This window comes from Agrococcus sp. AC640b (assembly GCF_979255995.1).
Genome location: NZ_CEEDMM010000029.1, coordinates 60,070 through 71,939, shown reverse-complemented (window position 1 = coordinate 71,939; position 11,870 = coordinate 60,070). Strand labels below are relative to the sequence as shown.

The 11,870-nt window shown below is 71.2% G+C and carries 8 protein-coding genes and 1 tRNA gene; 8 read left to right on the top strand and 1 reads right to left on the bottom strand.

Features of this window, described 5'->3' with window-relative positions:
* Positions 1-13 precede the first annotated feature (13 nt).
* The 8 genes from ACZ6H8_RS11970 (at position 14) to pyk (ending at position 11,693) form a co-directional block, all read left to right on the top strand.
* Positions 14-259, top strand: coding sequence for a DUF6704 family protein (locus tag ACZ6H8_RS11970; protein WP_464147065.1), 246 nt, complete (start codon positions 14-16; stop codon positions 257-259).
* On the top strand, positions 259-1,038 hold the full coding sequence (gene trpC / locus ACZ6H8_RS11965) for an indole-3-glycerol phosphate synthase TrpC (RefSeq protein WP_464147064.1): 780 nt from the start codon (positions 259-261) through the stop codon (positions 1,036-1,038). The genes ACZ6H8_RS11970 and trpC overlap by 1 nt, the downstream gene beginning before the upstream one ends.
* Positions 1,035-2,246 (top strand): tryptophan synthase subunit beta, encoded by a 1,212-nt coding sequence (gene trpB / locus ACZ6H8_RS11960; RefSeq protein WP_464147063.1) that lies wholly within the window; start codon positions 1,035-1,037, stop codon positions 2,244-2,246. Before trpC ends, trpB begins: the two co-directional genes overlap by 4 nt.
* The gene (gene trpA / locus ACZ6H8_RS11955) at positions 2,243-3,043 is read left to right on the top strand and encodes a tryptophan synthase subunit alpha (RefSeq protein ID WP_464147062.1); all 801 of its coding nucleotides are present in this window, start codon (positions 2,243-2,245) and stop codon (positions 3,041-3,043) included. Before trpB ends, trpA begins: the two co-directional genes overlap by 4 nt.
* A 13-nt stretch (positions 3,044-3,056) precedes the next feature.
* Positions 3,057-4,076 (top strand): prolipoprotein diacylglyceryl transferase, encoded by a 1,020-nt coding sequence (gene lgt, locus ACZ6H8_RS11950; RefSeq protein ID WP_464147061.1) that lies wholly within the window; start codon positions 3,057-3,059, stop codon positions 4,074-4,076.
* Between the two features lie 55 nt (positions 4,077-4,131).
* Positions 4,132-8,676, top strand: coding sequence for a glutamate synthase large subunit (gene gltB, locus ACZ6H8_RS11945; RefSeq protein ID WP_464147060.1), 4,545 nt, complete (start codon positions 4,132-4,134; stop codon positions 8,674-8,676).
* Complete coding sequence (locus tag ACZ6H8_RS11940) at positions 8,669-10,123, top strand: glutamate synthase subunit beta (protein WP_464147059.1); 1,455 nt, start codon at positions 8,669-8,671, stop codon at positions 10,121-10,123. Before gltB ends, ACZ6H8_RS11940 begins: the two co-directional genes overlap by 8 nt.
* A 61-nt stretch (positions 10,124-10,184) precedes the next feature.
* Positions 10,185-11,693 (top strand): pyruvate kinase, encoded by a 1,509-nt coding sequence (gene pyk / locus ACZ6H8_RS11935; protein ID WP_464147058.1) that lies wholly within the window; start codon positions 10,185-10,187, stop codon positions 11,691-11,693.
* A gap of 80 nt (positions 11,694-11,773) precedes the next feature.
* Here pyk and ACZ6H8_RS11930 read toward each other — a convergent pair.
* Positions 11,774-11,855 (bottom strand) — tRNA-Leu (locus ACZ6H8_RS11930).
* Positions 11,856-11,870 lie beyond the last annotated feature (15 nt).

Here is an 11,870-nt window from a genome sequence, read left to right as displayed (position 1 = left end):
TCCGAGGAGCATCGTGACCGAGCAGACCGCCACCGAAGTGCACGTCGAGCCTGGCGAGGGCCACTCGCCGGCCGCCTGGACGGCTGTGATCATCATGCTCGTGGCCATCGCCGTGGGCACGCTCTTCTTCTGGCTCGACATGCCGCTCTTCGTCTGGATCTCCGCCGCGTTCATCCCGATCGGCGCGCTCACCGGCCTCATCCTGAAGAAGGCCGGCTACGGCGTCGACGGACCGAAGTACACGCCGAAGGAGCACTGATGCTCGACGCCCTCACCACCGGGGCGCTCGAGGATGCCGAGGCACGTCGCGGCTCGCTGCCGTACGACGAGCTCGACGCCCTCGCGCGCGCATCCCGAGCGCCCATCGACGTCGTCGCCCTGCTCTCGCAGCCGGTCGACGGCGTGCACGTCATCGCCGAGGTGAAGCGGGCGAGCCCCTCGAAGGGCCGCATCGCCGACATCCCCGAGCCCGCCGCGCTCGCCGCCGCGTACGCCGCGGGCGGCGCGAGCGTCATCAGCGTGCTCACGGAGGGCCGGCGCTTCCTCGGCACGCTCGACGACCTGCGCGCCGTGCGCGACGCCGTCGACGTCGCCGTGCTGCGCAAGGACTTCCTGTCGACGCGCTACCAGCTGCTCGAGGCGCGCGCCGCGGGTGCCGACCTCGTGCTGCTCATCGTCGCCGCGCTCGACGACGACACCCTCGCAGACCTCCACGCGTTCGCGCAGGAGCTCGGCCTGTCGGTGCTCGTGGAGGTCCACGACGCCGACGAGGTGCGTCGCGCCCTCGCGGTCGGTGCGCGCATCGTCGGCGTGAACACGCGCGACCTGCAGACGTTCCAGATGCACCCCGAGCGCTTCGCCGAGCTGCGCCCCCTCATCCCCGAGGGCGTCGTCGCGGTCGCCGAGTCGGGCGTGCAGTCGGTCGCCGACGTCGCCGCGTACCGCGCAGCGGGCGCGCACGCCGTGCTCGTCGGCGAGGCGCTCGTGCGCGACGGCGCACCCGCCGAGCGCGTCGCAGCGTTCCGGAGCGCATCGTGAGCCTCCGCGACGAGCGCGGGCCCGACTTCGGCGCGTTCGGCGGCATCCACATGCCCGAGCCCCTCATCGCCGCGATCGACGAGCTCGCGGCAGCCTACGAGGAGGCCCGCGAGGACCCCGCGTTCGGCGAGGAGCTCGCGCGTCTCGGTCGCGAGTACACGGGTCGGCCGTCGCTGCTCACCGAGGCACCGCGGCTCGCGGCCTCCGTCGGCGGCGCGCGCATCCTGCTGAAGCGCGAGGACCTCAACCACACCGGCAGCCACAAGATCAACAACGTGCTCGGCCAGGCGCTGCTCGCGCAGCGGCTCGGCAAGACGCGACTCGTCGCCGAGACGGGCGCGGGCCAGCACGGCGTCGCGACCGCGACGGCAGCCGCGCTCTTCGGCATGGAGTGCACGATCTACATGGGCGAGGTCGACACCGAGCGCCAGGCGCTCAACGTGGCCCGCATGCGCCTGCTCGGCGCCACGGTCGTGCCCGTCACGACGGGTGCGCGCACGCTCAAGGACGCGATCAACGAGGGCTTGCGCGACTGGGTGCGCACCGTCGACACGAGCCACTACCTCATGGGCACGGTGGCCGGTCCCCACCCGTACCCGGTCATGGTGCGCGACTTCCACGCGCAGATCGGCGAGGAGGCGCGCGCGCAGATGCTCGAGCAGGTCGGCAGGCTGCCGGATGCCGTGCTCGCGTGCGTCGGCGGTGGCTCGAACGCCATGGGCATCTTCCACGCGTTCCTCGACGACGCCGACGTGCGCCTCATCGGGCTCGAGGCAGGCGGCGACGGTGCCGACACCGAGCGGCACGCGCTGACGATCGGCCACGGCACGCCCGGCGTGCTGCACGGCTCGCGCTCGTACATGCTGCAGGACGCCGACGGGCAGACGCGCGACTCGCACTCGATCTCCGCGGGCCTCGACTACCCGGGCGTCGGCCCCGAGCATGCGTGGCTGCACGACATCGGTCGCGCCGAGTACCAGCCGGTGACCGACGCAGAGGCCATGCACGCCTTCCGCGAGCTGACGAGGCTCGAGGGCATCATGCCTGCGATCGAGTCCGCGCACGCCATCGCGGGTGCGCTGCGCCTCGCGCCGCAGCTCGGCCCCGACGCCGTGCTGCTCGTCTCCCTCTCCGGACGTGGCGACAAGGACGTCGCGACCGCGGCGCACTGGTTCGACGTGCTCGACGAGGGAGCGACGCAGTCATGAGCGCCGTCAAGGACGCGATCGACGCCTCCGGTGGCCGAGCCCTCATCGGCTACCTCCCGGCCGGGTGGCCGGACCAGGCCACGTGCGTCGAGGCGTGCGTCACGCTCGCGGAGGCCGGCTTCACCGCCATCGAGCTCGGCCTGCCGTACTCGGACCCGAGCCTCGACGGCCCTGCCATCCAGGCGGCGACGCAGGCGACGCTCGACCGCGGCTTCCGCATCGAGGAGGCGTTCGAGACGATCGCGGAGGTCACGCGCCGCACGCACGTGCCCGTCGTGATCATGACGTACTGGAACCCCGTGCTGCGCTGGGGCGTCGACCGCTTCGCAGGCAGCCTCGCCGAGGCAGGGGGAGCGGGGCTCATCACGCCCGACCTCGTGCCAGAGAACGGCGCCGAGTGGATCGCCGCTGCCGACGAGCACGACCTCGATCGCATCTTCCTGTCCGCGCCGTCGTCGTCCGACGCCCGCATCGACGCCGTGCTGCGCGCGTCGCGCGGCTTCGTCTACACGGTCTCGACGATGGGCACGACCGGCGCGCGCGGCTCGATGGACGACGCTGCACGCACGCTCGCAGCCCGCATCGGCGAGCGCCGCGCCGCGATCGACGTCGACCTTCCCCGCTGCGTCGGTCTCGGCATCTCCACGGGCGCCCAGGTCGCCGACGTGCTCTCGTACGCCGAGGGAGCCATCTCCGGCTCCGCGCTCGTGAACGCGCTGCGCGATGGCGGCATCGCCGGGCTGCGCACCGTCGCCGCCGACCTCGCCTCCGGCACTACACTCGTCCAGTCCCACTGACCACGGAGGATCCGTGCTGCAGAGCATCCCGAGCCCCTCGCCCGACCTTCAGGGCATCCCCATCGGGGAGTGGCTGACGACGGTCTTCCCGATCCTCGGCAACCCCTTCACGCTGCCGTGGGGCGCGACGGTCTCGTTCGCGAGCTTCGAGATCCGCACCTACGCGCTGTGCATCCTCATCGGCATCCTCCTCGCCGCCTGGCTCACCGCGCGGCGGCTGCGGCAGCGGGGCGTCGACGGCGGCCTCGTCATCGACGTCGCCGTGTGGGCCGTGCTGCTGGGCATCGTCGGCGCGCGCGTCTTCCACGTGCTCACGTATCCCGACGAGTACCTCGGGGAGAACTACGACTTCTGGAACGTGATCGCCGTCTGGAACGGCGGCGTGGCCATCTTCGGCGCCATCATCTTCGGCGCCATCGGCATCTGGATCGGGTGCCGACTCACCGGCCTGCGGTTCACGACCTTCATCGACGCCCTCGCACCGGGCATGCTCATCGCCCAGGCGGCAGGACGCGTCGGCAACTACCTGAACCACGAGCTCTTCGGCCAGCCGACCGGGCTGCCCTGGGGCCTCGAGGTCGAGGCGACCAACCCCGCCTTCCCCGTCGGCCTCCCGGAGGGCACGCTCTTCCACCCGACGTTCCTCTACGAGATCGTCTGGAACCTGCTGGGCGCAGCCCTCATCCTGTGGCTCGACCGACGCCGCCAGATCCACTGGGGCAAGGTCGCAGGCCTGTACCTCATCTGGTACGGCGTGGGTCGCGCGGTGTGGGAGACCATCCGCATCAACCCGTCCGAGGTCATCTTCGGCATCCGCGTCAACGTGTGGGCCGCGATCGGCGCCGTCGCGGTCGGCGTCATCATCTGGCTCGTGCAGAGCCGCAGGCACCCGGGCCTCGAGCCGGCACCGTGGCAGCCTGGCAGGGAGCCCGAGGATGACGAGGTAGACTCCGAGGTGTACTCCGAGCTCGACGACGCCGACACAACGGCAGAGCCGGCAGTGGCCGCGGGAACCGCGTCGACCACCACCTGATCCGCCACACGGGCCGATGACGCTCCGTGCCGCCCTCTCGACTCGGAGGTCCGACATGGCACCCATGCTCCGCCACCTCGGTGGCCATCCAGCAGCAGGGATGTACGACCCGACGCTCGACCGCGACTCCTGCGGGCTCGCGATGGTCGCCACGCTGCGCGGCAGCGACGGTCACGACATCGTCGTCGCGGCGCTCGACGCGCTCCGCAACCTCGAGCATCGCGGCGCCGTCGGCTCCGACGCCGGCACCGGCGACGGCGCGGGCATCCTCACCCAGATGCCCGACGCGTTCCTGCGCGCCGTCGCAGGCTTCACGCTGCCCCCTGCGGGTGCGTACGCGGCCGGTCTCACGTTCCTGCCGGTCGACGACGCAGAGCGCGCGAGCGCGAAGCGCGCGATCGAGCGCATCGCGGGCGAGGAGCGCCTCACGGTGCTCGGCTGGCGCGACGTGCCCGTGCGTCCCGAGACGCTCGGCGACCTCGCTCGCGCCTCGATGCCCGCGATCGAGCAGGTGTTCGTCTCGTCGGCAGGCACGCAGGCCAGCGGCATCGACCTCGATCGCATGACGTTCCGACTGCGCAAGCGCATCGAGCGCGAGGTCGGCGACTACCTGCCGTCGCTGTCGGCACGCACCATCACCTACAAGGGCATGGTCACGACCCTGCAGCTCGAGCCGTTCTACCCCGACCTGTCGGACGAGCGCTTCGCGACGAGGCTCGCGATCGTGCACTCGCGCTACTCGACGAACACGTTCCCGTCGTGGCCGCTCGCGCAGCCGCTGCGCATGATCGCGCACAACGGCGAGATCAACACGGTCGAGGGCAACCGCAACTGGATGCGCGCACGCCAGTCGCAGCTGCGCAGCGAGCTGCTCGGCGACCTCAAGCCGCTCTATCCCATCGTCACGCCCGGCATCTCCGACTCGGGATCGTTCGACGAGGTGCTCGAGCTGCTGACGCTGTCCGGTCGCAGCCTGCCCCACGCGATGATGATGATGGTGCCGGAGGCGTGGGAGAACGCCACCGACCTGCCAGACGAGCTGCGCGCCTTCTACGAGTACCACTCGCTGCTGCTCGAGGCGTGGGACGGCCCCGCCGCGATCTCGTTCACCGACGGCACGATCGTCGGAGCCACCCTCGACCGCAACGGGCTGCGCCCCGGCCGCTGGCTCGTGACCGACGACGGCCTCGTCGTCGTCGCGAGCGAGACGGGCGTGCTGCCGATCGATCCGGCACGCGTCGTGCAGCGCGGACGCCTGCAGCCGGGCCGGCTGTTCCTCGTCGACACCGAGCAGGGGCGTCTGCTCGACAACTTCCAGACGAAGATGGAGCTCGCACGCTCCCAGCCGTGGGGGGAGTGGCTCGAGTCGAGCCGCATCCACCTCAGCGAGCTGCCCGACCGCGAGCACGTCATCCACACGCCCGCCTCCGTGGAGCGCCGCCAGCGCACCTTCGGGTACACGGAGGAGGAGGTGCGCATCCTGCTCACCCCCATGGCTGCCACGGGCGCGGAGCCCCTGGGGGCCATGGGCTCCGACACGCCCATCGCGGTGCTCTCGGAGCGTCCGCGGCTGCTGTTCGACTACTTCGCGCAGGCGTTCGCGCAGGTGACGAACCCTCCGCTCGACTCCATCCGCGAGTCGGTCGTGACGTCGATGCGCCTCGGCCTCGGCCCCGTGCGCAACCTGCTCACCGCCTCGGCGGCGCACGCGAGCCAGGTCATCCTCGACTTCCCCGTCATCGACAACGACGAGCTCGCGAAGATCCGCCACATCGACCGCACGCCGGGCTCGCGACGCACCGTCACGATCTCGGCGCTCTACCCCGTCGAGGGCGGCGAGGCGTCGATGGTCGCGCGGCTCGACGCGATGTGCGCGGAGGTCGACGAGGCCATCGCGGACGGCGCGCAGTACGTCGTCATCTCCGACCGCGACTCGAACGAGCAGCTCGCCCCCATCCCGAGCCTGCTCGCCGTGTCGGCGGTGCACCACCACCTCATCGACGCCGAGACGCGCATGCGCGTCGGCCTCGTCGCCGAGACGGGCGACGTGCGCGAGGTGCATCACGTCGCGCTGCTCATCGGCTACGGCGCATCGGCCGTGAACCCGTACCTCGCGATGGAGACGGCCGAGCAGCTCGCCATCACGGGCCGCATCCCCGGCATCAGCCCCGAGGATGCCGTGCACAACGTCATCAAGGCGCTCGGCAAGGGCGTCACGAAGATCATGTCGAAGATGGGCATCTCGACCGTCGGATCCTACGCGGGCGCGCAGGCGTTCGAGGCGGTCGGGCTCTCCGAGGAGCTCGTCGCACGCTACTTCGAGGGCACCCCGACGAGGCTCGGCGGCGTCGGCGTCGGCGTGCTCGCCTCCGAGTCCGCGCAGCGCCACGCCATCGCCTACCCGCCCGAGAAGGCGCCCTTCGCGCACGAGGGGCTGCCGACCGGCGGCGAGTACCAGTGGCGTCGCGACTCGACGCCCCACCTGTTCAACCCCGAGACGGTCTTCCGGCTGCAGCACTCCACGCGCACGCGCCAGTACGACGTGTTCCGGGAGTACTCGAGCGCCGTCGACGAGCAGTCGCGCGAGCTGAAGACGCTGCGCGGCATGTTCCGGCTGAAGACCGAGGACGTCACGCCCATCCCGATCGAGGAGGTCGAGCCGATCTCCGAGATCGTCAAGCGCTTCTCGACCGGTGCGATGTCGTACGGCTCCATCTCGAAGGAGGCGCACGAGACCCTCGCGATCGCGATGAACCGGCTCGGCGGCAAGTCGAACACCGGGGAGGGCGGCGAGGACGTCGACCGCCTGCTCGACCCCGAGCGGCGCTCGTCGATCAAGCAGGTCGCGTCGGGACGCTTCGGCGTCACGAGCATGTACCTGACGCACGCCGACGACATCCAGATCAAGATGGCGCAGGGTGCCAAGCCCGGCGAGGGCGGCCAGCTGCCCCCTGGCAAGGTGTACCCGTGGGTCGCGCGCACGCGCCACGCCACGAGCGGCGTGGGACTCATCTCGCCGCCCCCGCACCACGACATCTACTCGATCGAGGACCTCAAGCAGCTCATCTTCGACCTGAAGCGTGCCAATCGCGAGGCGCGCGTCCACGTCAAGCTCGTGTCGCAGTCCGGCATCGGCGCGGTCGCCGCAGGCGTCGCGAAGGCGAAGGCCGACGTCGTGCTCGTCTCCGGTCACGACGGCGGCACGGGCGCGAGCCCGCTGAACTCGCTGAAGCATGCGGGCACGCCGTGGGAGATCGGGCTCGCCGAGGCGCAGCACACCCTCATGGTCAACGGGCTGCGCGAGCGCGTGGTCGTGCAGGTGGACGGTCAGCTGAAGACGGGCCGCGACGTGCTCGTCGGCGCGCTGCTGGGTGCGGAGGAGTACGGCTTCGCCACCGCGCCGCTCGTCGTCTCCGGATGCATCATGATGCGCGTGTGCCACCTCGACACGTGCCCCGTCGGGGTGGCGACGCAGAACCCGACGCTCCGCGAGCGCTTCACCGGCAAGCCCGAGTTCGTCGTCACGTTCTTCGAGTACGTCGCCCAGGAGGTGCGGGAGCTGCTCGCATCGCTCGGCCTGCGCTCGATCGACGAGGCCATCGGCCGCTCCGAGCTGCTCGACGTCGACGACGCGATCCACCACTGGAAGGCCGACGGGCTCGACCTGCAGAGGGTGCTCGACGTGCCGCAGGCGGCAGGGGCGCGCCGCAACATGACGACGCAGGACCACGAGCTCGACGACCAGCTCGACATGCGGCTGCTCGACGAGGTGCTGCGGGCCCACGAGGCGGGTGAGACGGTGCGCCTCGACATCCCGATCGCGAACACCGACCGTGCCGTCGGCACGATGCTCGGCAACGAGGTGACGAAGCGGCACGGCGAGGCGGGCATGCCGCCGGACTCGATCGACATCACGCTGCGCGGCTCCGCCGGGCAGTCCCTCGGCGCGTTCATCCCGCGCGGCATCACGCTGCGGCTCGTCGGCGACGCGAACGACTACGTCGGCAAGGGGCTCTCCGGCGGCCTCATCACCGTGCAGCCCGACCCTGCGGCACCGTTCGTGCCGGAGCGCAACGTCATCGCGGGCAACGTCATCGGCTACGGCGCCACGTCCGGCTCGCTGCACATCCGCGGCATCGTCGGCGAGCGCTTCCTCGTGCGCAACTCCGGCGCGACGGCCGTGTGCGAGGGCACCGGCGACCACGCCCTCGAGTACATGACCGGCGGCATCGCCGTGATCCTCGGGCACACGGGCCGCAACCTCGGCGCAGGCATGTCCGGCGGCGTCGCGTACGTGCTCGACCTCGACGCCGCTCGCATCAACCGCGAGTCGCTGCACGCGGGCGAGCTGCTGCTCGAACGGCTCAGCGAGGAGGACGAGATCGAGCTGCGCGCGATCCTCGAGCGCCACGTCGAGCTGACCGGCTCCACCGTCGCCGCGCGTCTCCTCGACGGGCGTGGCGGACTCGCAGGGTTCACGAAGATCGTGCCCCGCGACTGGGCTGCCGTGCGGGACATCCGCAAGCAGGCCGAGGATGCGGGGATCGACCCCGACTCCGACCAGATCTGGACGCGCATCCTGGAGGTGACCGGTGGCTGATCCCCGCGGATTCCTGAAGACGACGCAGCGAGAGCTCGCGCCGAAGCGCCCCGTCTCGGTGCGCATCATGGACTGGAAGGAGATCGGCGAGCTCGGCGACAAGGCCGTGCTGCGCCGCCAGGCCGGACGCTGCATGGACTGCGGCGTGCCGTTCTGCCACCAGGGCTGCCCGCTCGGCAACCTCATCCCCGAGTTCAACGACCTCACGTGGCGCGGCGAGGGCCGTGCCGCGAGCGATCGGCTGCACGCGACGAACAACTTCCCGGAGCTCACGGGCAAGCTGTGCCCCGCGCCGTGCGAGTCGTCGTGCGTGCTCGGCATCAACCAGCCGGCCGTCACGATCAAGCAGGTCGAGCAGGCCATCGCCGCCGACGCGTTCCAGCACGGCTGGATCGAGCCGCACCCGCCGGCTCGCCTCACGGGCAAGACGGTGGCCGTCGTGGGCTCGGGGCCCGCAGGCCTCGCCGCCGCGCAGCAGCTGACGCGCGCGGGCCACACCGTCGCGGTGTACGAGCGCGACGACCGCATCGGCGGCCTGCTGCGGTACGGCATCCCCGACTTCAAGCTCGAGAAGCGCACCATCGACCAGCGGCTCGCGCAGATGCAGGCCGAGGGCACGCGCTTCCGCGCAGGCGTCGACATCGGTCGCGACGTCACGTGGGACGCGCTGCGGCAGCGCTTCGACGCCATCGTGGTCGCGACGGGCGCCATGGTGCCGCGGGACCTCGCGATCCCCGGCCGCGACCTCGCGGGCGTGCACTACGCCATGGAGTACCTGACGCAGCAGAACCGTGCCGTGGCGGGCACGGCGGTGTCGAGCCAGATCACCGCGGAGGGCAAGCACGTCGTCGTCCTCGGCGGCGGCGACACCGGCGCCGACTGCATCGGCACGGCGCACCGCCAGGGTGCGCTGTCGGTCACGAATCTCGCGATCGGCGTGCAGCCGCCCACCGACCGGCCCGACCACCAGCCGTGGCCGACGCATCCGGCGATCTTCGAGGTGCAGTCGAGCCACGAGGAGGGCGGCGAGCGCACGTTCCTCGCCTCCACGGTCGAGTTCATGGCGAACGACGTCGGCGAGGTGCGCGCGCTCAAGGTCGCCGAGACCGAGATCGTCGACGGCGTCCGCCGCGCGAAGCCAGGCACGGAGCGGGAGATCCCCGCCGACCTCGTGCTGCTCGCGCTCGGCTTCACCGGTGCCCAGCAGGAGACCCTCGGGGCTCAGCTCGGCACGGAGTTCACCCGCGGCGCCGTCACGCGCGACGCGGACTACGCGACCTCGACGGAAGGCGTCTTCGTGGCTGGCGACGCCGGTCGAGGTGCATCGCTCATCGTGTGGGCGATCGCAGAGGGGCGCGCGGCAGCGGCCGCCGTGGACCGGTACCTGGAGGGTTCGACGACCCTGCCGTCGCCGGTGCGCGCGACCGACATGCCCATCCGCGCCTGACAGGTGGAAGACTCGACGGCGACGGACCACGTCGCCGTGGGGTCCAAGTGAGAGAGAGCACATGAGACGAGCGAAGATCGTCGCGACCTTCGGGCCGGCGCTGTCGGGATACGAGCAGACGAAGGCCGCGATCGCGGCGGGCGTCAACGTGGCCAGGCTCAACCTGAGCCACGGCGCATACCCGGTGCACGAGGCCGTGTACGAGGACATCAGGCGGGCGTCCGACGAGCTGGGCATGCCCGTGGGCATCCTGGTCGACCTGCAGGGGCCGAAGATCCGCCTCGGCAAGATCGCCGCGGGTCCGCAGGTGCTGGCGGACGGCGACACCTTCACGATCACGACGGAGGACGTGCCTGGCGACAAGGACCTCGTGTCGACGACGTTCAAGGGTCTGCCGGACGACGTCGCCGCCGGAGACCCGTTGCTCATCGACGACGGTCGCGTCGTGCTGGAGGTCGTCTCGACCGACGGCGTGCGCGTCGTCACGAAGGTCGTCGTGGGCGGCAAGGTCAGCGACAACAAGGGCATCAACCTGCCTGGCGTCGCGGTCAACGTCCCCGCGCTGAGCGACAAGGACGAGGCCGACCTGCGGTGGGCGCTGCAGCTGGGCGCCGACATCATCGCGCTGTCGTTCGTGCGCGACGCCTCCGACATCGCGCGCGTGCACGAGATCATGGACGAGGAGGGGCGCCGACTGCCCGTCGTCGCCAAGGTCGAGAAGCCGCAGGCCGTCGACAACCTCGCCGACATCATCGACGCGTTCGACGCGATCATGGTCGCTCGAGGCGACCTCGGCGTCGAGCTGCCGCTCGAGCAGGTGCCGCTCGTGCAGAAGCGCGCCGTCGAGCTGTCGCGCAGGTGGGCGAAGCCCGTCATCGTCGCGACGCAGGTGCTCGAGTCGATGATCGAGGCACCGCGGCCCACCCGTGCGGAGGCGAGCGACTGCGCCAACGCCATCCTCGACGGTGCCGACGCGGTCATGCTCTCCGGCGAGACGAGCGTCGGCGCGTACCCGATCGTCACGATCGAGACGATGGCGCGCATCATCGAGTCGACCGAGGCGCACGGGCTGACCCGCATCCCGCCGCTGGGCACGAAGCCCCGCACGCAGGGTGGCGCCATCACGCTCGCGGCGCGCGAGGTCGCGGAGTTCGTCGAGGCGAAGGCGATCGTCGTCTTCACCGAGTCGGGCGACTCGGCACGGCGCATGTCGCGTCTGCGCTCGTCGATCCCGACGATCGCGCTCACGCCCGACCCGGAGATCGAGTCGCGCATGCAGCTCATCTGGGGCATGCAGACGTTCCTGGTCGACCGCGTGACGCACACCGACGAGATGATGGCGCTCGCCGACGACATCCTCATCGGCCGCGGCATCGTGGCGATGGGCGAGAAGGTCGTCGTGATCTCCGGATCCCCTCCCGGCATCGCGGGCTCGACGAACGACCTGCGCGTGCACACCGTCGGCGACGCGCACAACGAGGCGGCGCAGGCCTACCACGGCATGCGTCGCATCGAGGTGCCGACGAAGGCGCGCGAGCGCGCCGCCGCGTCGGTGCCCGCGGCCGACTGACGGCTCGCGTCGCCAGCCGAGCGCACGCACGAGGCCCCCACCCTTCCGAAGGTGGGGGCCTCGTGCGTCTGCGTGGCACGTGCCGGCACAGGGACTCGAACCCTGACTCCGTGAGGAAGCGCAGTTTGAGTGCGCCGCGTCTGCCAATTCCGCCATGCCGGCGCGGGCGGGGGTCCG